The organism is Lysinibacillus sp. PWR01, assembly GCF_043359455.1.
Lineage (GTDB): Bacteria > Bacillota > Bacilli > Bacillales_A > Planococcaceae > Lysinibacillus > Lysinibacillus fusiformis_F.
Window position 1 is genome coordinate 26,936 of the sequence record NZ_JBHERJ010000098.1, and the last position, 25,685, is coordinate 52,620.

General features: G+C 36.7%; 24 protein-coding genes. 7 read left to right on the plus strand and 17 right to left on the minus strand.

Going from position 1 to position 25,685, the window contains the following annotated elements:
• Positions 1–11 precede the first annotated feature (11 nt).
• Both yidC and ACEVFT_RS23570 read right to left on the minus strand, forming a co-directional pair.
• Positions 12–773, minus strand: a complete 762-nt coding sequence (gene yidC / locus ACEVFT_RS23565) for a membrane protein insertase YidC (RefSeq protein ID WP_205445906.1) — start codon at positions 771–773, stop codon at positions 12–14.
• Between the two features lie 177 nt (positions 774–950).
• Positions 951–1,745, minus strand: coding sequence for a helix-turn-helix transcriptional regulator (locus ACEVFT_RS23570; protein WP_004232009.1), 795 nt, complete (start codon positions 1,743–1,745; stop codon positions 951–953).
• A gap of 505 nt (positions 1,746–2,250) precedes the next feature.
• Between ACEVFT_RS23570 and ACEVFT_RS23575 the strand changes: the two genes are divergently transcribed.
• From ACEVFT_RS23575 to ACEVFT_RS23585, 3 genes are all read left to right on the plus strand, one after another.
• On the plus strand, positions 2,251–2,901 hold the full coding sequence (locus tag ACEVFT_RS23575; RefSeq protein ID WP_004232004.1) for a LytTR family DNA-binding domain-containing protein: 651 nt from the start codon (positions 2,251–2,253) through the stop codon (positions 2,899–2,901).
• Between the two features lie 353 nt (positions 2,902–3,254).
• The gene (gene scpC, locus ACEVFT_RS23580; RefSeq protein WP_205445907.1) at positions 3,255–4,775 is read left to right on the plus strand and encodes a succinyl-CoA:acetate CoA-transferase ScpC; all 1,521 of its coding nucleotides are present in this window, start codon (positions 3,255–3,257) and stop codon (positions 4,773–4,775) included.
• Between the two features lie 133 nt (positions 4,776–4,908).
• Positions 4,909–6,075 (plus strand): MFS transporter, encoded by a 1,167-nt coding sequence (locus tag ACEVFT_RS23585; protein ID WP_393951505.1) that lies wholly within the window; start codon positions 4,909–4,911, stop codon positions 6,073–6,075.
• 17 nt (positions 6,076–6,092) lie between these two features.
• Here ACEVFT_RS23585 and ACEVFT_RS23590 read toward each other — a convergent pair whose 3' ends face one another.
• The 9 genes from ACEVFT_RS23590 to ACEVFT_RS23630 form a co-directional block, all read right to left on the minus strand.
• Positions 6,093–6,401 (minus strand): hypothetical protein, encoded by a 309-nt coding sequence (locus ACEVFT_RS23590; protein ID WP_205445908.1) that lies wholly within the window; start codon positions 6,399–6,401, stop codon positions 6,093–6,095.
• A 498-nt stretch (positions 6,402–6,899) separates the two neighbouring features.
• The gene (locus ACEVFT_RS23595) at positions 6,900–7,181 is read right to left on the minus strand and encodes a GNAT family N-acetyltransferase (RefSeq protein WP_205445909.1); all 282 of its coding nucleotides are present in this window, start codon (positions 7,179–7,181) and stop codon (positions 6,900–6,902) included.
• Positions 7,182–7,416: 235 nt separating this feature from the next.
• On the minus strand, positions 7,417–8,331 hold the full coding sequence (locus ACEVFT_RS23600) for a DUF1002 domain-containing protein (RefSeq protein ID WP_393951497.1): 915 nt from the start codon (positions 8,329–8,331) through the stop codon (positions 7,417–7,419).
• Between the two features lie 156 nt (positions 8,332–8,487).
• Positions 8,488–9,345, minus strand: a complete 858-nt coding sequence (locus ACEVFT_RS23605) for a CvfB family protein (protein WP_205445911.1) — start codon at positions 9,343–9,345, stop codon at positions 8,488–8,490.
• 29 nt (positions 9,346–9,374) lie between these two features.
• Positions 9,375–9,794 carry a transcriptional regulator MntR gene (gene mntR, locus ACEVFT_RS23610; RefSeq protein ID WP_036119205.1) on the minus strand — a complete coding sequence of 140 codons (420 nt, stop codon included), beginning with the start codon at positions 9,792–9,794 and terminating at the stop codon, positions 9,375–9,377.
• A gap of 122 nt (positions 9,795–9,916) precedes the next feature.
• On the minus strand, positions 9,917–10,213 hold the full coding sequence (locus ACEVFT_RS23615) for a late competence development ComFB family protein (protein ID WP_374116337.1): 297 nt from the start codon (positions 10,211–10,213) through the stop codon (positions 9,917–9,919).
• A gap of 170 nt (positions 10,214–10,383) precedes the next feature.
• On the minus strand, positions 10,384–12,507 hold the full coding sequence (locus ACEVFT_RS23620) for a heavy metal translocating P-type ATPase (protein WP_205445912.1): 2,124 nt from the start codon (positions 12,505–12,507) through the stop codon (positions 10,384–10,386).
• Positions 12,488–12,859: an ArsR/SmtB family transcription factor gene (locus ACEVFT_RS23625; protein ID WP_205445913.1), complete on the minus strand. Its 372-nt coding sequence runs from the start codon at positions 12,857–12,859 to the stop codon at positions 12,488–12,490. The genes ACEVFT_RS23620 and ACEVFT_RS23625 overlap by 20 nt, the downstream gene beginning before the upstream one ends.
• Before the next feature lie 143 nt (positions 12,860–13,002).
• Positions 13,003–15,372, minus strand: a complete 2,370-nt coding sequence (locus tag ACEVFT_RS23630) for a penicillin acylase family protein (protein WP_205445914.1) — start codon at positions 15,370–15,372, stop codon at positions 13,003–13,005.
• A 274-nt stretch (positions 15,373–15,646) separates the two neighbouring features.
• Here ACEVFT_RS23630 and ACEVFT_RS23635 point away from each other — a divergent pair, with 274 nt between their 5' ends.
• On the plus strand, positions 15,647–16,210 hold the full coding sequence (locus tag ACEVFT_RS23635; protein ID WP_393951498.1) for a hypothetical protein: 564 nt from the start codon (positions 15,647–15,649) through the stop codon (positions 16,208–16,210).
• On the opposite strand, the gene ACEVFT_RS23640 is transcribed toward ACEVFT_RS23635, so the two are convergent.
• The 3 genes from ACEVFT_RS23640 to ACEVFT_RS23650 all read right to left on the minus strand — a co-directional run bounded on the left by ACEVFT_RS23640 (position 16,199) and on the right by ACEVFT_RS23650 (position 18,446).
• Positions 16,199–16,954, minus strand: coding sequence for an exodeoxyribonuclease III (locus ACEVFT_RS23640; protein ID WP_393951499.1), 756 nt, complete (start codon positions 16,952–16,954; stop codon positions 16,199–16,201). The genes ACEVFT_RS23635 and ACEVFT_RS23640 overlap by 12 nt on opposite strands.
• 52 nt (positions 16,955–17,006) lie before the next feature.
• On the minus strand, positions 17,007–17,921 hold the full coding sequence (gene murB, locus ACEVFT_RS23645; protein ID WP_393951500.1) for a UDP-N-acetylmuramate dehydrogenase: 915 nt from the start codon (positions 17,919–17,921) through the stop codon (positions 17,007–17,009).
• A gap of 219 nt (positions 17,922–18,140) precedes the next feature.
• Positions 18,141–18,446, minus strand: coding sequence for a winged helix-turn-helix transcriptional regulator (locus ACEVFT_RS23650; protein ID WP_036119224.1), 306 nt, complete (start codon positions 18,444–18,446; stop codon positions 18,141–18,143).
• A gap of 359 nt (positions 18,447–18,805) precedes the next feature.
• On the opposite strand from ACEVFT_RS23650, the gene ACEVFT_RS23655 reads away from it, so the two are divergent.
• Entirely contained in the window at positions 18,806–19,333 is a 528-nt protein-coding gene (locus ACEVFT_RS23655) for a YceI family protein (protein WP_205445918.1), read from the plus strand.
• A 36-nt stretch (positions 19,334–19,369) separates the two neighbouring features.
• Complete coding sequence (locus ACEVFT_RS23660) at positions 19,370–19,741, plus strand: DUF2500 domain-containing protein (RefSeq protein WP_393951501.1); 372 nt, start codon at positions 19,370–19,372, stop codon at positions 19,739–19,741.
• A gap of 24 nt (positions 19,742–19,765) precedes the next feature.
• Here ACEVFT_RS23660 and ACEVFT_RS23665 read toward each other — a convergent pair whose 3' ends face one another.
• The 3 genes from ACEVFT_RS23665 to ACEVFT_RS23675 all read right to left on the minus strand — a co-directional run bounded on the left by ACEVFT_RS23665 (position 19,766) and on the right by ACEVFT_RS23675 (position 23,946).
• A complete protein-coding gene (locus tag ACEVFT_RS23665; protein WP_393951502.1) occupies positions 19,766–22,126 on the minus strand; it encodes a bifunctional 2',3'-cyclic-nucleotide 2'-phosphodiesterase/3'-nucleotidase in 2,361 nt (786 codons plus the stop codon).
• A 303-nt stretch (positions 22,127–22,429) separates the two neighbouring features.
• Positions 22,430–23,056 (minus strand): FMN-dependent NADH-azoreductase, encoded by a 627-nt coding sequence (locus ACEVFT_RS23670; protein ID WP_393951503.1) that lies wholly within the window; start codon positions 23,054–23,056, stop codon positions 22,430–22,432.
• 182 nt (positions 23,057–23,238) lie between these two features.
• On the minus strand, positions 23,239–23,946 hold the full coding sequence (locus ACEVFT_RS23675; protein WP_342533503.1) for a DsbA family oxidoreductase: 708 nt from the start codon (positions 23,944–23,946) through the stop codon (positions 23,239–23,241).
• A 125-nt stretch (positions 23,947–24,071) separates the two neighbouring features.
• On the opposite strand from ACEVFT_RS23675, the gene ACEVFT_RS23680 reads away from it, so the two are divergent.
• A complete protein-coding gene (locus ACEVFT_RS23680; protein WP_393951504.1) occupies positions 24,072–25,451 on the plus strand; it encodes an FAD-dependent oxidoreductase in 1,380 nt (459 codons plus the stop codon).
• The last annotated feature ends 234 nt before the right edge of the window (positions 25,452–25,685 follow it).

The window sequence follows — 25,685 nt, forward strand, 5'->3', positions numbered from 1 at the left end:
CATCGATGAATTTATTTTTTTGCTTTCTCGGGATGTTCCGAATAATATTTACGCCCAATATATGTTTGAATAATCAACAATGCACCACTGACAGACCAATACAAAGGTAGTGCTGCCATAGAAGACATGGAGATAAAGACAATCATAATTGGTGAAATATAAATAAACATTTTCATCTGAGCTTTTTGTTGCTCAGGTACAGTCCATAAAGATACACGAGCCTGGACTAGGTAAACAATCCCTGCCACAATAGTCATTACAATATCAGGTGACCCTAAGCTAAACCATAAAAACTCATGGGATTTCACATCTGCAGAATACAAGATCGAGAAATACAGACCCATAATAATCGGCATTTGAATTAACATCGGTAAACAACCCATATTAAGAGGATTAATACCATGCTTTTGATATAGAGCCATCATTTCTTGTTGATATTGCGTTTGCTCTTCTTTTGTCTTAGCTTCCTTCATTTTTTTCTGAACGGCTTCCATTTCAGGTTTAAAAGCATCCATCTTCGTTTTCATTAATTGCTGCTGACGATAGTTTTTTAACATAATCGGCATTAAGACTAAACGAATTAGAACCGTAATCGCAATGATTGCTAAACCATAGCTTCCTGAAAAGATATCATTCCCGAAAAACTCCAATAAAAATTCCATAGGTTTTACAAAGATACTATAGAAAAAACCTTCTTTGTTTTGCACAGCTTGACAGCCACTAAGAACAAAAACGGCAAGACCAAGCATTGAAAATAGCTTCAAATTTTTCATTTTTCCACCTACTATTATTTATCAACTACTGTGAAGTATACCTTATAGGGTCTCTCTTTATCAAATAGCAAGTGCTACTCATTCCTTAAGCTGTTTCCTCAGATGATTCATCAAAAAAAGATGCGAGCTTTAGCAACGCTAATATGTTCGCACCTTCTCATTCTCTATGCTCAAAATCTAGACATTTTGTAATTCAGTCTCTGCCATTTCAAAACGATAAAATTCATGATGAAGTTCGTCTCTGAAATGTTTTGGCGTAACTCCCGTATATTTTTTGAATATACGAGTAAAATAGCTTTGATTACAAAAATGGAATTGATCTGAGATAGAAGTAATACTTTTGTTTGTATGTCGTAAGTAGTATTGTGATTCTTCTACACGTCTAACATTTAAATACTCAACCAATGTAATACCTACATGTTCTCTAAAAATACGTGATAAGTGACTAGTACTTATATGAAAGTTATTCGCGATACTTTCTACAGTTAAATCATTTTCAAGCTCGTCATTTATATACATTATCACTTTGTTAACAGTTTGATGTCGGAAAGTCGGTTGTTTGCGATCTGCAATAAAGTAAACAAAGAAATCAATTAAATCATCAGCAAATTGTAAAAACTCTGCGTCTTTCATCTGATTTTCTATCATATCGTTACACGCAATATTGAAAGCAAATGCTTTTTTCGAAGGTACTTGATTGTCCAGCAATTTACGAGCAACAATTGATGACAAAACAGAAAAATAACTTCGAACGATTTTAATGACCTGTTTGCCAAAACGAATTGAGAGAATATCAATTAACTCATGCAAAGATTTTTTCGCTTTTGCAGATTCTAAATGGTAAATTTCAAAAATTAATTTCGACTCAATATTAAAAAATTCTTCGACACCGATATATTGATTAATATTATCGATTTCTTGGAAGTATCTTTTGGATATCGTTTCTGACATAGAATGTTGATGTAGTTGCATAATCTTCCCCATCTTTCCTCAGAGTGCATGAATTGCATGACAATATTTGACACCAATCCCGACGAATTAAAAATAAGAAAATAGTATTTACTTATTCAATATAAGAACTGAGTCCTATTTCACAAATTTTATTAACAAATAAATCAAAAATAACCCTACTAAAACACCAGATCTAAAAAAAATAGACTATACAGTGAATTTTACCATATTCTGCGATTTCCTTTCAACCACATTTTACTTGCTACTCTAGTTCTAATTTATCACATATGCATAGTAGAAACCTCGTAAACTTATTCCTAACAATTAAATTTTACCATATACATATCAAAATAAATTAGTCATTTTATAAATTTATTTACAAATTATACAAAACATCTTACATCATTCTAATGGATCATTCGACATTTTTCTATTTTATTCCTAAATCTTCTCTATATAATTTATATGAATATGTAGTAAAATAGATGATAATACTATTTTTAAAAGTTTAGACGAGGTGTTTAAAGTGGATCCAAAACAAATAGAAGAGATTATGGAGATTATTAAGGAGTTCTTCCCTGAGAATACGTCCATTGCTATCTCTGATACAAATGAATATTTGTATTACCAGCCAAGCAAGAAAGTTGATTTAAAAATTAAACCTGGTGACCCTATTAAAGAAGGCTCAGCCGCACACAAAGCATTAAGCTATGGTCAAAAAATCAGCTCTTACATTGAACCCGATGTCTTCGGTGTCGCTTATTATGGCATGAGTATTCCTTTAATGGAGGAAGGCGAAACAAAAGGAGCTATTACTGCTATCTTCCCGCAAAAACCATCAGCATTCTTAACAAACTACATTACAATCAAAATTGATGATTGCTGGTACCCAATCAAACATGATCAAGTTATTTATTTAGAAACTCAACTCCGTAAAACATTTGTTAAAACAATGACTCGTGAAGGTTATCACCGTTTAAACCTAAGTGATTTAGAGCTATTTTTAGCACCTGACTCATTTATTCGTTGTCACCGCTCTTATATCGTTAACATTGACTACATCGATGAAATTCAACCAGATTCACACTCAACGTTTTTATTAATTATGAAAGATGGTACGCGCATCCCTGTTAGCCAACGCTATGCAAGCTATTTCCGTCGTTCTTTAGGTTTCTAAGTTGTAAAGAACAGCGAACAATTTGATCAATTGTTCGCTGTTCTTTTTTGTACACAAATTAGCCACATTTGGCCCCTCGTTTAACTATTTTTACACTATTTTTAATGTAGAAAACATCTAAATTTATACAGTTCTACAATAAAACGTTTTCTCTGTCGAAAAAACATGCTAATGCTCGATTTTCCTTTTTTTACTCAATTTAATGCTAATTCTAAAGTTTTTGTGACAATTTGGTGATAGTATTATTCAAATGGTTGGAGTCATACTACAACTGAATAAACAGAAAATTCTTAAATGTTTTTTCTAGTTTTGTAATCGGTTTCCATCAAAATTATTTAGGGGAGGATTTTTTTATGGATGCAAATGTTCAAAAACGCCTAGGTTTAAAAGAACTTGAGAGTAAAATTGTAACTGCTGAAGCTGCAGCAGCACTTATTTCTAATGGTGATGTAGTTGGGATGAGTGGTTTTACTCGTGCTGGGGATGCAAAAGTTGTTCCAATGGCATTAGTTGAGCGCGCTAAAAATGAAGAATTCAAAATTGATGTATATACAGGTGCATCATTAGGACCAGAAGTAGATAAGTACTTAGCAGAAGCTGGTGCAATTCGTAAACGTGGACCATTCCAAGGAGACGCGGGTATCCGTAATTTAATTAATTCTGGGGATATCTTATATGTAGATGCTCATCTTTCTCATAATGCTGAGCTAGTACGCCAAGGAATCATCGGACCAATTAACTATTTAATTCTTGAAGCTGTTGCAATTACTGAAGATGGATTAATCATTCCAACAAACTCTGTAGGTAACTCACCAATTTTTGCAGAATATGCAGAGAACATTATTATCGAGTTAAATATTTCACATCCTGAAGCTTTAATCGGTATCCACGATATCTATGTACCAGGTGAGCAAGGTAACCGTGAAGCAATCCCAATGACGAATGCTATGCAACGCATTGGTGATATCGGTATCAAAGTTGATCCAGCTAAAATTAAAGCAATTGTTATTTCTGAAGAGCCAGATGCTCCTTCATTAATCGTACCACCTGATGAAGAAACACAAACAATGGCTAACATTTTATTAGACTTCTTCAGTGATGAAATTAAAGCAGGTCGTTTAACAAAACAATTAATGCCATTACAATCTGGTGTAGGTTCTGTAGCAAACGCTGTACTTGATGGCTTTGCAGATTCAGAATTTGAAGATTTAATTGTTGCATCTGAAGTACTTCAAGATGCTGTATTTAACTTAATCGACGCAGGTAAAGTTAAATTCGCCGCTGCAACTTCAATCACACTTACTGAAGAATTACAGAAAAAAGTATACGGCAATTTAGAGAAATATGCTGATAAAATTTGCTTACGTTCACAAGAAATTTCTAACCATCCTGAGCTTATCCGTCGTTTGGGACTAATCTCAATCAACACTGCTCTAGAATTAGATATCTATGGTAACGTAAACTCTACACATGTATCTGGAACACGCATGATGAACGGTATCGGTGGTTCAGGTGACTTTGCACGTAATGCACGTCTTGGTATTTTTGTTACAAAATCATATGCAAAAGGTGGAGCAATTTCATCGATCGTGCCAATGGTTTCTCATGTTGACCATACTGAGCATGATGTTGATGTAATCGTAACAGAGCAAGGTATTGCTGACTTACGTGGTCTTGCACCAAAAGAACGTGTACCTTTAATTATTGAAAACTGTGCACACCCAGATTACAAAGAGCAATTATGGGATTACTACAACCGTGCAGTGGAAGCAACTGGCAACCACCAAACTCCTCATCTTTTAGAGGAAGCACTTTCTTGGCATGTAAATCTTGCTAAAAACAAAACAATGAAAAAAGAAGTTGCAAAAGCTTAATTACAGAATTCTCGTGCGTCTAATAAGTTAATACTTATTAGACGTTTTTTTCTGCGTAAAAGCAAAACATCAGTGATAAGTATAATCAATTAGAAAATGCTATAATAAGACTATATCAATCTTATTGACTATAATGTTCTATTTCATCGGAGGAGCTATGAAGAAATTTATCTATGCTATCATTTTCTTTTCGTTTTTTGACCTTTTTACCCAGCTTCCTGTTATGAGTACTTATGCTGAGTCTTTAGGTGCATCGGCATTTCTAACTGGTCTTGCAGTGGGCATGTATTCGCTTTCCAATACGTTCGGTAATATCATTTCTGGCTTTTTAACGGATCGTAAAGGACCTTTTATCATATTAATAGTAGGTCTTCTAACAACAGGTTTAGCGTTAACATTTTATAATTTAGTAGAAGAGCCAATTGCTCTATTAATTGTACGTTTTATCCATGGTCTTGTTGCAGGCTTCATTGTTCCTGCTGCCTTTACATTTCTGGCAAATGCTACCGATCAGGAAAAAAGAGGAAAGGGCAGTGCTATTTCAGGCGCTTTTGTTGGTATAGCAGCCATTATAGGCCCTGCATTTAGTGGTATTTTAGCTAGCCGAACAAGTGTCCCATTTGTTTTCAATATCACAGCAAGCTTTATGCTTCTGTTAGGAATACTTGCGTTCTTTATATTGAAAGCAAATCAAGTAAAAAAAGAGAAGGCTGAACCGAGTAACTACATTCCGATTAGTGTCTTTTTTAATAACAAAGGAACATTAAAGGCATTTTCAGGAGCCTTTTTCTTAATGTTTTCTCAAGGTGTCATTGCCTATCTACTTCCGCTGAAAGTACACTCCTTAGGCTTTGATTCTCGTTTAAGCGGCACTTTAATGAGTACATTTGGTATTATTGCTGTCCTTGTTTTCCTATTACCTACTAATCGTATTTTTGATAAGGTCAATCCACTCAAAACATTGTCTTTTGGGATAGGTTTAATGGGAATAAGTCAATTATTAATTAGCCAAGCAGATTCTAGCTCTTTACTTTATATAGCGATGGCTTGCTATGGAATAGGATTTGGTTTCCTTTTCCCTTCAGTCAATTCGCTGCTAATTGACTCTACAACTGCTGAAGTACGAGGAAAAGCATACGGTTATTTCTATGCATTTTTCTCTCTTGGTGTAGTTTTAGGCTCTTCTTTACTGGGTTGGCTATCACTTGGTACTGTCAGTGGCTTTGTATTTACTGGCATCGTATTATTGCTCTTTGCAGGCTTTATTCTTATCCCACACAAAAGACCTTCTCATGCTTAGATGAGAAGGTTTTGTAATTATTTTTCCTTATCTTGAATTTCTTCATTATAGAAATGGACACCAGTATGTCCTCCACCTTCAGCTACCATTTCATTCGAGGCAATTTTAGTTGGTGAAGTACCAGCCTCTGTTGCTACCTCTGTTGCTACACGTTCAGCAATATTGTCGTGCATATCAGGACCTGTTGTAAGATACGACTCAAATTTTGTTTTCATACTATTAAACATCGTTAGTGCTTTATCACGATTCTCTTTTTTACTGAAATAAGATGCTGCTAATCCTGCTAATCCTGCAACGACAACACCTGTTCCTTTTCGTTTTGCCATAGTTTATTACCTCCTAAAAATATAGAAACTAGCTCTGTAGTATAGTTTTTCCCTATTCTTAAAAGAATAAACATTATTTTTTTATACCTTCTAGCATATATATCAATGTAAGGCTAATACTTGCTCTTTTATCTAGTAATCATTCTACCAATTCAATGCAGTTCGTCTCATTTTAATGCAGACAATCTCACTCAACCTCCTATTAAAATCCAGCTTCCACACCTTCAATTTTTGCATTCATCAAAATTTTGTAACTATTTATGATTATAAAAGGCAAGTAAAGGGAATTAATGAATTAATACTAAAAATAGGAGAGTGGTTAGGATGAAAGATTTCGATTTAGCATATGATTGGGTAGATATGGCTTCATTAATTGGCGGGGCTGGCTTCTTAACAGTACTAATTTATAGCGTCATTCTACTATAAGGAGCTGCTTAAATGATTTGCTCTAGTAATTAAAAGGCAATCCGCTTAATTAAAAGCAGATTGCCTTATTTTTTATTGTTTTACATCATTATATGCATCTGATTTTTCAAATGCTGCTACGACATAGGAACAAACGGCCTCCATCTTATAGCCATTTTCACGTGCATACGATGCTGCTTGATCGAGTAATTGTTTGGCCACACCTTGACCACGGAGCTTATCTGATACATATGTGTGATCCATTACCATTACTGAGCCATTTTGCTGCCAAGTAATTTCTGCTAGTTTTTCCCCTTCTTGCTCATTCAAAAATGCAAACTTATTTTCCGCTAGTTGTTGTAATTGGAATTCCATTTCTCACCACTCCTTTTATTCATAGTACCATAGCTTTTTATATTTTCACAAAATTTGTGTACCCTTCTTTTATTCAATCAATGAAGCTATATCCAGACTAGAAAATCGATTAACTTCCTGTGTCGAGAACATCTCACTTCAAAATCTATCACTAGCTGAATCAAAAAAAGAATCTGTACACCTACTCTAGCAAAGTGAGAAGGCATGACAGATTCTTTTCTATCAACTATAAATTTTAGTTAAACCATGAAGAAATAGTATCTTTTAAATTAACAAAGAAACCTTTCACACTTTCCCAGAAACCTTTATCTTCCATAAGTGAGCCAAATTTTTCTTGGATCGTGTTACTGATATCATTTAATTGATCAGACCATTTACTAAAATCAATGTCCAACTTACTTATTTTATCCATTAAATCTACTAGCAATTGACGGTCCTTTTCACTTAAATTAATTTCAAGCTTACTTAATTGCTCTTGTACAATTTTTTCAACATCTTCACGTGTTGCTGGCTTTAATTCTGCAATTTGTTTTTTAATTTCTGTCAGTAATTCCGCTACTTTTGCATCGTCTACTCCTGCAGATTCTGCAATGGATGTTGCTACTGATAATTCTTCGTTTGCTACATCTGTACGATCAATATCCAGTGTTTCACCTGTAGTGACCTCATATGCCTTGTAAATACCTACTAACGCTGAATGCCCTGTAACGGCTTTCGGGGCAGCTACCTGTACGGATGCATCCTGAATTCCTGCTGTTAACATCGCATTGGCGTACATCTCTGAAGTTACCTGCGTAATATTAGATGGTGTGACAATTTGTATTACTAGGCCTTCTCCTGCATCTCTGCGTGTAATTTTTGCAGAAGAGTACATACGGGAGCTTGAATTACTATCTTTAATGTATTTTACTAGATCCTCACCAGACACAGTAATTTCTTCGATTTCAGGTTCTTCACTTACTTTTAATGATTTTTTGACAGATTCTTTTTCAGCCTCAGATAAATTTGCGCCATACACGACGATCGGTACGCCTAATTTTTCATCAATTGCTTTCGGAGGCGTATTATCAGATGCAAATCCTGTTGCTGGTGCCATCACTCCAAATACCAACATTGTAGCAGTTAGTATTTTAATCCATGTTTTTTTCAAATCGTGAGACCCCTTTCGCTAAAACTTCATAATTAGCAAGTATAATTTATGCCACTATACAATTATTAGTACGAAAAAAAGACGAGAAGGTTTCAAGGATGTCTCTCGTCATTTTCCTGTTGAAATGTTAATCTAGCAAGTCAAACTAATCATCCACTAAACTTCTTCAGTCCAACCATCCTGTTGTTTCACTTTACCAGCTTTCATTAATGTTCCTAAGGCACGTTTAAATGCCCCTTTACTCATATTAAACATTTCTTGAACCTCTTCAGGAGATGATTTATCACCAAATGGCATTTTACCACCCACATCCTGTATATAATTCAATATTTGTTGCGCATCATTTGAAAGACGCTCATGTTTTCTTGGTAAAAGAGAGCCATTCATCGAACCATCGTCTTTTACATCGATAATACGAACAACTACATCTTGTCCTAATCGAGGCTCTACACTTCGCTCAGATTCATGCACGAAAATACGGTAAGGAACTTCTACACCTAGTAAAAATGTGCCAATCGGTAACAAACGATATGGACGTGCTTGGATGTTTTTATTGTGCATATCTTCAAATGCACCTTCATATAGCTCCGAAATTTTTTCCTCTGTTGCTAAGCGACCAAATAAATCACCGTTACGATCTGTGCGTAATGTCATAAATAAATGATCGCCTGGTTCTGGCCACACCTCTTTTAATGCAGGTAAATCCTCTGCCTTTACTAATACTTCACGAGATGTACCAATATCCACAAAGGCACCTTCACGTTCCACTACTTTCAAGACGCGTGCCCAGCCGTATTCACCTTGTGTAAAAGCTGGAATAGCTGTTGTTGCAGCTAAATCACCACGACGGTCTGCAAATAAAAATACTTCAAGGCGGTCACCTACTGTTAGTGGCTCTGTTACCTCTGAAGCATTTAAAGGTAGTTCTTCAACTCCATTTGTTAAAATCCATTTCGATGCTTGTTGCTCTAATACCGTTAATGTAACGACTTCACCTGATTTTAATGCGTTCATATTGTCTCCCTTTCCTTCACACCATCATTTTAAAGATTGTGCTGTGTCTTAGATGCCTCTAATTTTTTCACGATGTCTGGATTTTCTTCCATTACTTGCACAAGATCTGCAATACGATCGATTGAATTCCAACTTAAATGATGTTCAATTCCCTCCACATCATCATAAATACGTTCTTCATCCACACCAATCATTCGTAAAAACTGCTCGAGCAATTCATGACGCTGCACAAGACGCTTTCCGAGCTTCTCGCCCTTAGGCGTCAATGTCAGTCCACGGTATTTTTCATAAACTAAATAACCATCTTTATCTAATTTTTGAACCATTTTTGTAACAGAAGAAGGAAGAACAGATAATGCTTCAGCAATGTCAGACACTCGCGCATATCCTTTGTTGGCAATTAATAAATATATCTGTTCGATATGGTCCTCCATACTAGGTGTTGGCATATCCTTTTCCCTCTCTTTCCTTTTCTTACTCTCTAGTTTACTACAAGCTTGGCTTAAAAGTTAACTGAAAATACATAGCCTAGAAAAACACTTCCTTTACAACTTAAATAGAGCCTCTTCTATTAAGAAGTAGGCTCTACTTTGTGTCGAGGATACTTATTTACCACATGTAACGCATGAATAATCTCTTTGTTAATGCGCTCAATGTTTCCAGGAGTATTCATTTCTTTAAATGCCTCATCTCTAGCTTCCATAGATGTAACATACTTACTTGGCAATGCATTTAGTGTAAGTGCCACCGTGTCGAATTCACAGATTTCGCATTTACAAAATGTTTGATATTCTGGTCCTCGTAGTAAAAAGCTTACTAAACCACGCACAATTTCTTCTGTAACATTTACTAAAATAGGATCTGACATATTCAAACTTTCGCCTCATTTATATTTAATTGTTACATTACTCCTGAAACTATAATAGCCTTAAAAAAAGTCTTTTTCAAGAATCACAAGTAGCATCTATTCGCATAAAATCCATCATGGCAAAGCAAGATTAATTTCCTACCTTTTCAGATCGTTCTACACCTTACTTACTACTTTTTTGCTCTAATTAGTCTTAATGAATTAAACACAACTAATAGTGTTGCACCCATATCCGCAAAAATTGCTATCCATAATGTTAACCATCCTGGTATGACAAGCAGCAATGCAATTAACTTTAAGACTAGGGCAAATATAATATTCTCTTTAATGATACGTAATGTTTTTCTGCTCAAGCCAATAGTGTAAGGAAGCTTTGTTAAATCATCACCCATTAAGGCAATATCTGCCGTCTCAAGAGCTGCATCTGTTCCTGCTCCACCCATGGCAATTCCTACGTTAGCAGTGGCTAATGCTGGTGCATCGTTTACACCATCTCCAACCATCGCTACAGCACCAAATTGTGCACGTAAATCCTTAATCGCCATTAATTTTTCTTCTGGTAATAAACCAGCGCGCACATCTGTCATCTTTAATGAAGTAGCAATAGCTTGCGCAGTAGGCTCTGCATCCCCTGTTAACATCACCATATGTTTTACTTTTAAGGCATGTAATTTTTTCAATACGTCCTTGCTTTCATGACGTAATTGATCAGCAATTGCAATCAGTCCAATAAGTTGATTATTCGAAACAGCTGCTACTACTGTTTTACCCTGTTCTTGTAGATTCTTAACCTGACTTTCTATATTTTTATCTACAGAAGTTAATGTAGTAGCCCATTTCATGCTACCTACATTAATAATCTGATTATCAACGGTAGCATAGGCACCTTTGCCTGTTACTGACTGGAAATCTGTTGGCAATAACTCAGGTAAGTTTTTATCGTGCAGTCTATTTAAAATAGCTTTGGCTAAAGGGTGCTGTGACTGTTTTTCTACCGCTGACACTAGTTGCAACACATAGTCTTCTGACCAATTCTCAGCTGTTACGATATCTGTTACTGCAGGCTGCCCTTTCGTTAATGTACCTGTTTTATCAAAGGCAACAGCTTCAATGTGTCCTAACTGCTCTAAATGTACACCACCTTTAATCAGTACACCCTGCCTTGCCGCATTACCAATGGCTGTAACAATGGCAACTGGTGTAGAGACAACAAGCGCACAAGGACATCCTACCACTAAAACAGCTAGACCTTGGTAAATCCAATGCTGCCAATCGCCTACTAGTAAAGGTGGAATAACAGCTACTAAAAAAGCAATAATCATAATGGCTGGTGTGTAATATTTTGCAAAGCGATCTACAAATTGCTGAGAAGGTGCTTTTTCTGCTTGTGCCTCTTCCACTAGATGAATTATTTTAGCAATGGTAGTATCTTCTACTCGCTTTGTCACACGTACCTCAAGAGCACCCTCTTCGTTTAACGTCCCAGCAAATACTTCATCATTTACAGTTTTATTAACGGGAATCGACTCACCTGTAATAGCTGCCTGATTAACCGCAGACAATCCACTAATGACTATGCCATCCATCGCAATCTTTTGCCCAGGCTTTACAATCAAAATATCACCTATTTCAATGTCTTCAGTAGGTAGCTCAAGCTCATGGAAGTGTTCACCGTGGGCTCTTTTGATAAGCGCTGTTGGCGGTGCTATATCCATTAATTGACGAATAGATTGACGTGCTTTATCCATTGAATACGCTTCAAGTGCCTCACTTACAGCAAATAAAAATACGACCACTGCCGCTTCTTCCCATTCACCGATAATAGCAGCTCCTATAATGGCGATTGTCATAAGCGTCTTCATATCAAATTCAAAACGAGCCAGGTTTCGGAAGCCGATTTTAAAAATACCTACTCCACCCACAAGGATAGCTATAATGAACATGGCAATCGGTAGCGGGTTCGATTCCCCACGCATACCAGCAAATAGATAGCCTAGAATGACAAAAAGCAATGATATTCCTGCTAGAACATTTTCCTTTTTACGGTAAAAGGGTGTAGTATTTTCAAGTGCTTTTGCTGCTGATTTCGTAACCTTAATGCCATCAAAGGCACCTGCTTCTTCAATTTGGTCTACACTAATAGCACCGATTACTGTAATTTTAGAAGCACCAAAATTGACTTGTGCATCCTGTACTTCTGGGATAGACTTCACATTTTTCTCAAACTTTGCAGCACAACTAGCACAGGATAAATTTTGTAGTCTGTATTCTTGTTTAATTGGCGTCGCTGCCATTCGCAATCCCCTCTTTCGCATGTTCGTAGGCAATTGTTACAATTTGATATACATGCTCATCCGCTAAAGAGTAATACATTTGCTTACCTTTACGGTGTGATATCGCTAAATTATTATCTTTTAAATATCGTAAATGATGTGATGCTGTAGCAACTGAAGAACCAATAATAGTCGCAACATCACAAACACATAGTTCATCTTCCACCGTTAAAGCATAGGCAATTTTAAGTCTAGTTTCATCGGATAACGCCTTTAAAAATTTGGCTACACCTGATAAATCGGGCATTTGTTGTTGCACCTTTGTGACCGCTTCTTCATGTACATGCGTCACCTCACATATTTCTTTTGGCATTTTCTCACCTCATTCAAATATTCGTTTGATTGTATTCAATGTAACATATTATTCCATCATATTCAAACGAATATTTGAATGTTAGGATGTATATCCTTAAATAAAAAAAGTTAGCGTACTGAATTATGTACGCCAACCTTTTATTACTTCGCTTTTAATTGTAATGTTTTTCCTTTTATCTCTTCCTGTTTGATAAATGTTTGATGGTAATCACCATTTGCCCAATCCAGTACCTGATCTTGATACCAATCAGACTTTACGTGCCCACTTTGACCAGGACCAACAATATGATAGGCTGAGCTTAAATCACCTACATCCACCACAAAACGCCAAGATGCACCGTGATCTACATTACCAGCTAAATCATTATCTGCTGCTTGTACGGTAACTTTCGATCCACCAATTGGAACCTTTTTAGCGTTAAAATAGGCTGCAAGAATAGGTGATGCACTTCCTAATGTATGATCAAAAGTAAGCTGATGGTAATCACCCCATTGCCATTTTGAGGCATTTTTACCGAATTGATCTTCTAATTGTGCAATTGTTAGTTCAAATGCCTTGTATACTGTTTCATCAATGCCACCCTGCTCCTCAATCCAAATACTTTTCTCTCCAGCATATGCCGTACGTAAGAGCTGGTCTGTAATATTAAACTTCCCATACATAATGCCATACATATCTTCAGGCATTTGATCTTTAAACAAAACCTCCTGTAACTTAATCATTAATGTATGGAACACAAGTGGTGCACCTGATTCCTTTGCGTCCACCATATCCCAATTCTCTAGCATGGCAATAATCTCGGCGTACTTCCCATCCTGATCTTTCTCTTTTATCGACGTTAATAAATCAGACAGAAATTCTCTTGCATAAAGATTGTGCTGATCCATTTGCAAAGCCATCATATCTTCTACTGTAATCGCATCATTTGCCTCTAGCACTTCTTTAATTCTCTCGAAACGATAAGGTTGTGCCCAGAAATCGGTTATGTGATAAGGATAGTCCTCTCCTATTACTTGGTTATTCGCCGTGGCAATAAAACCTTCTTTTGGATTTACTAGAGTCGGTAATTCATCCCATGGGATAAAGCCCTCCCAGCCATAGTCACTCGAATCGCCTGGAACTGGTAATTGACCTTCACCTTGCTTACGAATTGGTATTTGACCATTGGCTTTATAGGCAATCGTACCGTCCTTTGATGCAAAAACAAAATTTTGTGCTGGTGCCTTAAAGTCTTCTAATGCTTTTTCAAAGTCATCCCAAGTTTTTGCCTTATTAAAACCAAGCACTGCTCTCAGTTCAGCTGTAGGTTGTAGTGCTGTCCATTGCATCGAAAATTGTGCTGTTGGCTCCGTATCTTTGAAAGCCAAATCTGTCATTATAGGGCCATGACGTGTAACAACGACTTCAAAATCTACTGTTTCCCCATCTTTCACTTTAATCGACTCATCCCGCACCTCTGCTTGCTCCCACTGACCATCGTATCGGAATTGTGTTGGATTATCCGGATTGGGTATTTCAATATATAAATCCTGTACATCCGGACCCACATTTGTTACACCCCAAGCAATTTCATCATTATGGCCTAAAATAATACCTGGAATCCCTGCAAAGATAACACCACTAACGTTTTGTTGTGGTGATTGCAGATGCATTTGATACCAAATAGAAGGGGTACTTAACCCTAAATGTGGATCATCTGCCAAAATAGGCATTCCTGATTTCGTTTTATCACCAGAAACAACCCAGTTATTACTCCCGTTAAATTCGTTTGGTAGCATTTCCGCACTGAATTGCCCAGCCACAGCAACAGGATTTTGGATATTGGCCTCGATTATCGACGAAGCGTTTTCTGGATATTTAATAAATAATTCTTTTGCCTTTTCTTCATTAAAGTTTTGTAATGCCCAATGACGAAAAGCTAATGTATTCCAATTTCCACCCAAATCATAGGCCATATATTTACCAATTGTTAAGGAATCAACAACTGTCCACTCCTCTGGCTCATAGCCTAACAAAGCGAATTCGTAACTTAGTGTATTGTTTTCCTTTGCCTGTGCAATAAAAGCATTTACCCCTTCAGCATACCATTCAAGTACTTGCTTACTTTCTTCATCATAGGCAGCTAATGATTTCTCCGCCGCATCTCGTAAGCTAAATGTACGGAAGTGTTTGTCTGTATTAATGGTTGCTTCTCCAATAATTTCAGATAATCGACCACTTGCCTGTCTTCGCGCCAAGTCCATTTGAAAAAGTCTATCCTGCGCTTGGACATAACCTTGCGCACGATACAAATCGGCATCTGTCTTGGCCAAAATATGCGGAACCCCTTTTTCATCTCTCGTCACTGTCACATCCTGATCCAGAATCGTAACAGCCAACTCACCATCAATCACTGGCTTGGATTTATTCATAAACCATGTAAACCCAATAAAAGCCACGATAGCCAAAGCAGCTATTACACCAGCAATGACAATGAGCCACTTTTTCCATTTAAACTTTCTCATTCCCATTTACCCCCTCTTTGCACTATATTCCCGTACTACCTTCCCAAACCCGTTTCGTCACGCAAATTTTTAGCGAAATTTCTTATTTTATGTATATAAAATTGTCTTTAAATACAAAATTTTATATTTATTCGCTATTAGAATAGTATAAACAATAGGAATTATGAAGGCTACTGAGTAATGTTAAAAATTCGTATGTTCATAGAGATATTACGATTCTATAAGGGCGGATTTTCTTGCAATCTAATTAATTTTGTCCCTTTTTGGAGCAGGAACTTGCTTGGTTGGAGCACTTCTTCCTCATTTTGGAGCGGGGGCTCGCTTGATTGGAGCGCTTCTCCCTCTCTTTGGAGCAGGGGCTCGCTTGATTGGAGCGCTTCTTCCTCTCTTTGGAGCGGATTCTCTCTTGATTGGAGCGCTCCTTCCTTTCTTTGGAGCGAATTCTCTCGTGGTTGGAGCGCTTCTTCCTTTCTTTGGAGCGAATTCTCACTTAGTTGGAGCGCTTCTTCCTCTCTTTGGAGCGGATTCTCTCTTGATTGGAGCACTTCTTCCTCTCTTTGGAGCGGATTCTCTCTTGATTGGAGCGCTTCTTCCTCTCTTTGGAGCGGATTCTCTCGTGGTTGGAGCGCTTCTTCCTCACTTTAGAGCGGGGGCTCGCTTAGTTGGAGCACTTCTTCCTCTCTTTGGAGCGGATTCTCTCGTGGTTGGAGCGCTTCTTCCTCTCTTTAGAGCGGCCTCTTCGTTTTTCAAAAAACCCCAATTTCAAAAGTCACCCTTATTAATTTTCAAAAACAAAAAATCGTATTTTCATTTAGAAAATACGATTTCAGTACTAGCCTTGTAATTGCAATTCAATCGGACAATGATCACTGCCCATGATGTGTGGGTGAATTGTTGCGCTTTCAATTTGATCCTTCAATTGATTTGATACAACAAAGTAATCAATACGCCACCCGATATTGCGTTCACGCACTTTATTCATATAGGACCACCATGTGTAGTGGTCCGTTTCCTCGGGATGCTTGTATCTAAAAGAATCTACAAAACCGCTTTCCAATAACGCCGAGAATTTCGCACGCTCTTCGTATGTAAAGCCTGAATTTCCAATATTCGATTTTGCATTTTTTAAATCAATTTCCATGTGAGCAACATTTAGATCACCACAATAAACCACAGGCTTCTGGCTATTTAGCTCTTGTAGATAGCTAGCTAAACGATCCTCCCACTGTAAACGTAGTGGTAATCTCGCTAAATCACGCTGTGCATTTGGTGTATAAACATTCACTAAATAGAAATTCTTATATTCGAGTGTTATGATTCTGCCTTCATCCTGAGAATCTTCATCGCCCACTCCATACTTAACAGACAACGGTGTGTGCTTAGTGAAGATGGCCGTTCCTGAATACCCCTTTTTCTGGGCATAGTTCCAATACTGCTCATAACCTTCGAGGGACAGCTCTACTTGTCCAGCTTGACATTTTGTTTCTTGGATACAAAAGAAATCAGCATCTATTTGATGAAAGAATTCTAAAAAACCTTTACCCAGACATGCTCGTATTCCATTGACATTCCATGATATAAATTTCATTTTATCCACACTCCTAAAAAAACGCCCCTCGGCTTATGCGAAGGGCATCCTATTATAGATCGTCACCAACAATTTTGACTTCCGTCTCTAATTCAATGCCAAATTTTTCTTTCACTACACGTTGAACCATTTGGATTGTCTCAATATAGTCTGAAGCTGTAGCATTTCCTTTGTTGACAATAAACCCTGCATGCTTGGTAGAGACTTCTGCATCACCAACACCTTTGCCTTGTAAACCACTATCTTGAATAAGTTTTCCAGCAAAATGACCTGGTGGGCGTTTAAAAACACTTCCAGCAGACGGATATTCTAAAGGCTGTTTCGATTCGCGTTGGAAGGTTAAATCAGCAATCTTCGCATCAATTTCCTCCTGCACGCCTACTGCTAATTGAAAATCAGAGGACAACACATAATAACCTTTTTTGGCAATAATGCTTTGACGGTATCCAAGCTCAAGCTCTTCTTTACCTAATGTTAAAATGTCTCCTTCTCTTGTTAACACCTTTGATGAAACAATAATATCTTTAATCTCGCCGCCATAAGCACCTGCGTTCATAGCCATTGCGCCACCAATTGACCCTGGAATACCACATGCAAATTCAAAACCGGTTAAAGAAGCTTGCGCTGATAGTTTTGATGCATCTTTGATCAGTGCACCACTTTGTGCATAAACATGCTCACCATTAATCCGAATCTCATTTAAGCGTGAAAATGTTACAACGATTCCTCTATGACCGCCATCTCGAACAACCATATTAGAGCCGTTACCTAACATTAATAAAGGAATATTATTTATATATGCATAGCGAATAACGGATGCTGCCTCTTCTTCTGTTTCAGGAAGAACAAAAACATCTGCTTTGCCACCTAATTTTGTCATTGTGTATTGCTGTAATGATTCATCTAACTTAATATTGGCAGGATTAATACTTTTTGCTAAATCCGTCGCCCATTGTTCTTTTGTCATGAGAGCTAATTCCTTTCTAACGTCCTTCTTACTCTACACCAGTATGGATTTAGAACCCCAATTTGACAAGTGAAATGAAGGGTATTTTTATCTCATATTATAAGACAGGTAAGACCTGTGCAGAGATGATGAATATTATAAAGAAAATTGACAGTCATTCCAAGTGTCGTTTTTAGCACACTATTTAGTTGAATTACCTAGTAAAATAATCCATTCACCTTAGAGCCAGCTACTTGCCCATGTTTCAATATTACGGATAGCACCTTCAAGTGCTCGACCTTTATCTGTTAATGAATACTCAACACGCACTGGCACTTCAGAATATACTTTACGTTCAACAAGCCCCTCTTTTTCAAGCTCCTTTAAACGTTCTGATAATAAACGTCCACTGACAGGTAATGCAGATTCGATTTCATTAAAGCGCTGTGGTCCATCTAGTAATTGATATAATATTAACCCCGTCCATCGTTTTCCGATTAAATCCATTGCTTTAGCTAAACGAGGACACAAAGTTGTCTCATTCATAATTTTTCACCTCTATGTAACTATTGTAACGATTATTGCAGTAAATGTAAATTTGAAGTAACTTATTTACGTAAAATAATCTATTAACTTTTATATATTTAATTACAAAAAGTAACTTTAAATTTCAATTATGGACCTAACTATCAAAGAAACAAAAAAATGTCTTAGCTTAAACGACATCATAATAAAATGCACATATTTCCAATAATATGCCTATTTCATTTTAAATATGTTTTGTTTCATGTTCACAGATTACACTTTTATAGAGGGAAATACTTCCACAATTATGAAAAACTCATTGAATATGCAATTTGTTTACTTTATCATTCGTTGTAGAATGCTGTTTAGGGGGTTTTCAAATGAAAAAATATACTATTGATTTCAGTCATTCAACGATCGGCTTTTCTGTACGACATATGATGATTTCTCGTATTCACGGTACATTTGAATCGTACAGCGGTGAAATAGTTGCAGCCAATATCGAACAAATGCAGGATGCAAACATTTCGATTACCATTATAGTGGCTAGTGTCTCCACCAAGAATCATGATCGTGATGTCCACCTTGTGTCTCCTGACTTTTTTGATGCAGACGTCTATCCAAAAATAGTATTTACCTCTACATATATTGATAAACTAGATGATAAAAATTTTGCGATTCATGGTGATTTAACCATCAAAAACATAACAAGGCCTATCGTATTTACAACAGTATATACAGGAAAAGGTGTGAATCCATGGGCACAAGAAGTTTTTGGCTTCCAAGCCAAAGCACAAATTAATCGCCGTGATTTTAATTTAGTCTATAATACGATTTTAGAATCAGGTGGTGTATTAATTAGCGACGAAATAGACGTACTAGTAGATCTTGAATTAAATCCTCTTTAAGTGTAGTTTCTATCTCAAAGGAAAGGGGGAATTTATTTGTTTTGGTTTGATAATCAATTTTTATTTGGTTCCGCTTTTATTACCATCATCTTCTTTATTGTTTTTGGCAGCATAGCCTTTATAATTGTGAACGGCATTATCACATGGTCTAAAAATAACCGTTCCCCAATTTTAACTGTACCCACTAAGGTTGTGACTAAGCGTACGAATATACGTGGGGGATCTAATAATTCTGGGGCATCTACGTCCTATTATGTTACGTTTGAAGAACTAAACGGAGAGCGGCATGAACTAAAGATGAATGGCTACGATTATGGTCAGCTTGTAGAAGGTGATTTTGGCATTTTAACCTATCAAGGTACACGGTATCATTCATTCAACAGACATAAAAAGGAGAGTATCGATTGAATCGTACTCTCCTTTCATATACCTTTATTTAATTAAATATTTAGCAAATCCAGCTTCTGTATCTTCTAAATATTCAATGCCACTACCTGCTGGAATGAACTTTTGCGCATCTTTCGCAGATAAGTAAATAACCTTTGTATTGGCTGGGAACGGTACAAATGACCAGTTATTATCCGCAGCAGGGTTAATTGTTTTATTCGTCATAATATAATCAACAACAGCTTGACGATTTTCATAAGCATAGTTAGTTATATTTGAGCCATCTGCATTTTTAAATGTCGCACCATATGATCCACCAACTCGGTAATTGTTTGTGATGATGATGAATTCTTGTTTTAAATCGATCGGTTTACCATTATACTGTACATTCTTAATACGATTTGCCTTTTCATCAGTAAGATTACCACGTCGGTCATATTTTGCTGGCGATGTGACATCAATTTGATATGTTAAGCCATCTAACACATCAAAATTATAAGAACGCGCTTCTGCATCAATAATATTTTGTTCTTCTGTTTTAGTCGGATCAATCGTTGCAAAAATACCTGCAGCCATCTCTAGCCATTCAATCGCTTGAGCACCTGTTACTTTAATTGTTGCAACAGTATTGTCGTAATGATAAATGTCCGCCATATTTTTGATGGCAAGTGGTCCCACAGGAATATTTGTATAATCTAATGGATTATTACGAGAGCCTGCTTTGAAAGGTGCGCCAGCTGAAAGAATTGGTGTCTTTTCATCAGCAGTGCCCTTTAACTCTTGTTCGATAAACCATTTTTGAGCTTGTGTTACGATTTGAATAGATGGATCATCTTGCACCATTGAAAAATAACTGTGGATTGGAGCAGTTGTTTCTCCAACAGGCTGACGGATATACGTTAATGTGCCATCATGTGCCTCTTTAATAGCCTCTAAAACTGTTGTGGATGGTTGTAAACCTTCTTGCTTGATGGATTGCAATGAACCTTTACCATCTACCACTACCCACTCTAATCCTTGCTGTTCCAGTTTTAAATCAATTACACCAAGATGACTACCATAGCTACCTGCCATAACAGTAGGCACACCATGAATTGTACCCTTTTCTTGATCGACATCTTTCAAATCCTTATAATCACCAGGGAATGTTAAATGAGAGTGCCCTGTAATTAAAGCATCAATGCCTTCGATTTCTGCTAGTTGGTAACCAACATTTTCAGCACCCTTCACATAAGTATCTTCACCGATACCTGAATGTGACAGAACGACAATCACGTCTGCTCCAGCCTTCTGCATTTCTGGTACTACCTCTTTCACTGCTTCGACTGGCTCTTGCATTTCAACTTTACCTGCTAAATGAATGGCATCCCATTCAACAATTTTCGTTGGTACAATCCCTGTTACCCCAACTTTAAGTGTATGCTTTTTACCAGTGCTATCGACCACTTCTTTATCAAGAATGACATAAGGTGTAAACATACGTTCTTTTGTTTTTGCATCATAAGTATTAGCATTTACGACAGGATATTTTGCATCATTTAATACTTCATCTAAAAAGTCTAGACCATAGTTAAATTCATGGTTTCCTAAAGTTCCACCATCATATTTCAATGCGTTAAGTGCTGCAATAGCTGGATGAACTTCACCAGGCTTCAATACACTTTCTAATGCTTTATAAGAGCCAAGTGGTGTACCCTGAATTAAATCTCCATTATCGAATAGTAATGTGTTTGGATTTTTAGCGCGTGCTTGCTCAATTAATGTCGCTGTATTAGCCAAACCAACCTCAGATGATGGAGCATCTAAATAGTAATTGTAATTAGCTAAATTGGTATGAATATCTGTTGTTCCTAAAATTTGAAGATCTACTGATACACCAGTTGAAGGTGCTTTGTATTCTGCTACAAAGCGTTCCACAATACTCTTCATTTGTTCCTGTGTCACATAGTCACGAGGGCGAATAGTATTATCCTCAAATGCTTGCAAAATATTTGCTGCAACAGCATTCGCTAAATCTTGTTTATATGCCTCTGCAATTTGATCTGCATCCTTAAATTGCTCTAAAACAGTTAGGGAAGCGTTTTCACTAACTAGTCCACGAGCAGAGATTACAAATGCTTGTTGACGTGTTAATTTATCAGCTGGACCAAATGTAGTTGCTGTTTTACCTTTAATAAGTTTTAATTGAACAGCTTTTTCTACATAAGGTGCTAAATCCTTAGAGACATCGGTAAAAGCAAGAGAAGAGCCGTCACCTATCTCTACATCTAAGCTTTCTACTAATTCTTTTACATAGTCTGCGCGTGTTACATCATTAGAAGCAGCCTCAGCAGAAACTCCAAATGGTATAAACGCGAAAAGGACTAGTAACACCGCCAAGAAATTAGTTATTAATTTCTTATTCATACAACAACCTCCTTAATAATCTAGTATTTTCCTACAAATCCTATTATATTAAAACCATTCTAATTTTTACTGAATAAATAGTCCTAATTATATGTATTTTTAAAAGAATGGATAATCACTTTCCCTCTAAATCATAAATTGTTATCATTTTTTAATTCTCTATCAAATAGGATGTTAGTAAATGTAAATTCTAAATAATTAGTTAATGTCAATATGTCCGACCTCCATACCACACCATACATCTGTTGACAAAATAAAAAAAGTCCTCCCAAAATTGAGAGGACTTTTATTAAAAAATATTTTTTATGCATTCACAGTTTGAAGTGATTGAGCTACTTTTTTCACTTCTTCTAGGCCATTTGCAATAATTTCTTGTGCTTTATCTGGTGAAGCATTGTGACCTTCAATAATCACTTCTTCGATAATTTCCATACCGAATACGCCACCTACTACGTTTTTAATATAGTTTACTGACATTTCCATTGGTTGAGCTTCTGGTGATGAATAGTAGCCACCACGAGCATTTAAAATAATCGCTTTTTTGTCAGTCATTAAGCTAATTAATTGACCATTTTCACCATATTTGAATGTGAATCCTGCTTGGTATACGTAGTCAATAAATGTTTGTAGAGGGGCTGGAATTGTTAAGTTCCATAGTGGGAATGCAAATACAACTAAATCAGCTGCAGTTAATGCATCCATTGTTTTTTGTTTTGCAGCTAATAGACGTGATTCGATGTCTGTTAACTCTCCACCATTTTGTACTTTACCAAATGCATTGAAAAGGTCTTGTCCAAAATAAGGCATATCTTCTGCGAATACGTCAAAAGTTGTCACGTTAGCACCTTGTACATTTTCCATGAAAGTATCATACATTTTTGTTGAAATACCGTCTGGACGGTTGTTCGCTTTTACTACTAAAACGTTCATTATATAAAATCTCCCTTAAATTTCAGAATCTAATATCTCGAATTCAAGATATGTGTTTATCTTAAAAAATTTCATCTAAAATGTCAATGTTACTTACCTCAGACTTTTGACTGAAATATTATGTTAAAATCCTTTCGTCTACCAAACAAGAGGAGTTTAAAGCTTTACTCCTCTCTAGTAAACTAAAATTTACAGTTATCGTCTGTGCAAATACCCGCATCACCTGAACCAGCCATCTTTAGCGTTGGTTGTAGGCCCTCTTCCTCAGCAACTTTACGCAGTGTATCTTCAAATACCTCCTGTGGTTGCGCACCTGAAATACCATACTTACGGTTTAAGACAAAGAACGGTACTCCTCGAACACCAAGCTGTAGACCTTCTTGAATATCCGATTCTACTTCGTTTTTATAAACATCCTCTGCAAGAACCTTTGCAACCTCATCACGCTGTAGCCCTACTTGTTCAGCTATCTCTAATAAAACATCGTCTTGGCCGATACGCTTTCCTTCAATAAAATGACTGTGTAAAAGTGACTCTACAAGTGCTGTAACATCTCCCTGTTGTTCAGCCCATTTTACAAGACGGTGTGCTTTTAACGTATTCTCTTCCATCAAATTGCTAAAGTCGTAGTTTAAGCCTACTTCTTTTGCACGTTCTGTTACACCCATTGTCATTTCCTTTGCCTTCTCTAATGACATTCCGTATTTCTTTGCCAATGATTCATAGACAGTACTATGCGAATCTACTGGAGTCGTTGGATCTAGTTGGTAGCTTTTATAGACAAGCTCTACCTGCCCCGCATAGCCAGTATCCTCAATCGCTTTCTCTAATTGTTTTTTTCCAATATAACAAAATGGGCATACATAGTCAGACCAAATTTCAATTTTCATTACCTGCTCACTCCTTTTGCTACATTGTAGCGATAGTTGAAATCACAAGGCAATTTTAATGCCTCACTGCATAATTTTTCAAGTTCTTCTACATACTGAACATAAAAACTATGTGAGGTTTCTATATGACACAATCTCTTTGGCTTGCTACAACTGAGTCAGTTTCGTTATCTTCCCTTACTTCCTCAACAACATGCGATGTATGTATAATCGGTGGTGGCTTAACTGGTTTATATACCGCCTATACTTTAGCAAAAGCAGGTGTGGATGTAGTTCTGCTTGAAGCAAATACCCATTTTGGTCATGGTACGACAGGGCATTCAACAGGAAAATTAACAGCCCAGCATAGCATTGTCTATGCAAATCTTTTAGAAAAACTATCTGTAGAAGAGGCACAGCTTTATTATCAACTCAATCAACAAGCCATTGATAAAGCTAGACAATTACTTCCACCAGACAGCGTTCGATCGGTGGATTCACTATTATACTGTCAAACAAAAGAAGGCTATGCACAATTATTAAAAGAATGGAATGCCTATAAGGTTTTAAATATTAAGTCTAACCTTACCTCTGACACGGAGCTACCATTCCCTATTACAAAAGCATTATGTATGTCACAACAAGCTCAAATAAATCCTGTTGAGGTAAGTAATTTCCTCGCTAAAGAGGCACAGAAGATGGGAGCAAAACTTTATACAAATACGCGTGTTCAGCAATTAAACATACCACAAAATAACTTACATACCGAAAAAAATATGTCGGTTCAATATAATAAGCTTATTTTGTGTTCACATTATCCCATTGAAGCATTTAAAGGACTCAAACTTTTTAAATTATCCAATAGTCGCTCCTATATGGTTGCCAGTAAAACCTCTGAGACCATGCAAGGTCAATATCTATCAGTTGATTTTCCTTCTCGTTCGATACGGACTGCTACGATTAATCAGGAAAATTATTTAGTATTGGGAGGGGCAAATCACATCGCTGGGAAAACCGTTCATACCGAGCCTTATTATGAGGCCATTTCCAATGAAATGAAGGAGCATTTTGAACAACAGCCACTTTATCGCTGGTCAGCCCAGGATATAGAAACACCGGATATTGTCCCTTATGTTGGAAGGATTACAAACTCCTTACCTAACGTACTCATTGCCACTGGCTACCGTAAATGGGGAATCTCCAATTCCTTTGTCGCTGGTGATATCTTATCCTCTCTTTTAACTGGCGCAAAGATTGAGGATGGTGCCCTAGCTCTCTATTCACCATCCCGTACAAAATTCGGTGCCCAATTCATGCAAATGCTAAAAGTAGGAGGCTTTGTGGCAAAGGAATATATAGCGGGTTATATGAAGAATGCCTCAGCTCCAACCTGTACTCATTTAGGCTGTAAAACGAAATGGAATGAAGCTGATGAAACATGGGATTGTCCTTGTCATGGTTCCCGCTTTAATGCTAAAGGTGAAGTGCTTGAAGGCCCTGCCGTACAACCATTAAAACTCGATTAAAAAAGAGGCTGGGACAGAACTCGATTATATTGAAAAACAATAAAAATTGATAATAGCTTTTTCACTTTAAGAAGTTAAATATGCCTTCCTAAATCAAAAAAATGTTAGACCAATTATATCTTGGTCTAACATTTTTTCTTTTTGTCCCAGCCTCTTTCTTACGATTAGTCAACTTTATTTAATGAATAATTTATTTTTTTATGAGTGTGAAGTGGTGAGGGATATCCCTCATCA

Excerpts from the sequence above, each read along its gene's own strand:
- ACEVFT_RS23585 (WP_393951505.1), top strand. The coding sequence starts at position 4,909 with ATGTTCTATTTCATCGGAGGAGCTATGAAGAAATTTATCTATGCTATC.
- ACEVFT_RS23625 (WP_205445913.1), bottom strand. The coding sequence starts at position 12,859 with ATGCCAAAAGAAATATGTGAGGTGACGCATGTACATGAAGAAGCGGTC.
- ACEVFT_RS23630 (WP_205445914.1), bottom strand. The coding sequence starts at position 15,372 with ATGGGAATGAGAAAGTTTAAATGGAAAAAGTGGCTCATTGTCATTGCT.
- ACEVFT_RS23680 (WP_393951504.1), top strand. The coding sequence starts at position 24,072 with ATGACACAATCTCTTTGGCTTGCTACAACTGAGTCAGTTTCGTTATCT.
- ACEVFT_RS23595 (WP_205445909.1), bottom strand. The coding sequence starts at position 7,181 with ATGGAATTCCAATTACAACAACTAGCGGAAAATAAGTTTGCATTTTTG.
- ACEVFT_RS23590 (WP_205445908.1), bottom strand. The coding sequence starts at position 6,401 with ATGGCAAAACGAAAAGGAACAGGTGTTGTCGTTGCAGGATTAGCAGGA.
- murB (WP_393951500.1), bottom strand. The coding sequence starts at position 17,921 with ATGACAAAAGAACAATGGGCGACGGATTTAGCAAAAAGTATTAATCCT.
- ACEVFT_RS23605 (WP_205445911.1), bottom strand. The coding sequence starts at position 9,345 with ATGAACGCATTAAAATCAGGTGAAGTCGTTACATTAACGGTATTAGAG.
- ACEVFT_RS23615 (WP_374116337.1), bottom strand. The coding sequence starts at position 10,213 with ATGTCAGATCCTATTTTAGTAAATGTTACAGAAGAAATTGTGCGTGGT.
- yidC (WP_205445906.1), bottom strand. The coding sequence starts at position 773 with ATGAAAAATTTGAAGCTATTTTCAATGCTTGGTCTTGCCGTTTTTGTT.
- mntR (WP_036119205.1), bottom strand. The coding sequence starts at position 9,794 with ATGCCAACACCTAGTATGGAGGACCATATCGAACAGATATATTTATTA.
- ACEVFT_RS23570 (WP_004232009.1), bottom strand. The coding sequence starts at position 1,745 with ATGCAACTACATCAACATTCTATGTCAGAAACGATATCCAAAAGATAC.
- scpC (WP_205445907.1), top strand. The coding sequence starts at position 3,255 with ATGGATGCAAATGTTCAAAAACGCCTAGGTTTAAAAGAACTTGAGAGT.
- ACEVFT_RS23620 (WP_205445912.1), bottom strand. The coding sequence starts at position 12,507 with ATGGCAGCGACGCCAATTAAACAAGAATACAGACTACAAAATTTATCC.
- ACEVFT_RS23665 (WP_393951502.1), bottom strand. The coding sequence starts at position 22,126 with ATGAATAAGAAATTAATAACTAATTTCTTGGCGGTGTTACTAGTCCTT.
- ACEVFT_RS23670 (WP_393951503.1), bottom strand. The coding sequence starts at position 23,056 with ATGAACGTTTTAGTAGTAAAAGCGAACAACCGTCCAGACGGTATTTCA.
- ACEVFT_RS23675 (WP_342533503.1), bottom strand. The coding sequence starts at position 23,946 with ATGAAAATTGAAATTTGGTCTGACTATGTATGCCCATTTTGTTATATT.
- ACEVFT_RS23655 (WP_205445918.1), top strand. The coding sequence starts at position 18,806 with ATGAAAAAATATACTATTGATTTCAGTCATTCAACGATCGGCTTTTCT.
- ACEVFT_RS23650 (WP_036119224.1), bottom strand. The coding sequence starts at position 18,446 with ATGAATGAGACAACTTTGTGTCCTCGTTTAGCTAAAGCAATGGATTTA.
- ACEVFT_RS23640 (WP_393951499.1), bottom strand. The coding sequence starts at position 16,954 with ATGAAATTTATATCATGGAATGTCAATGGAATACGAGCATGTCTGGGT.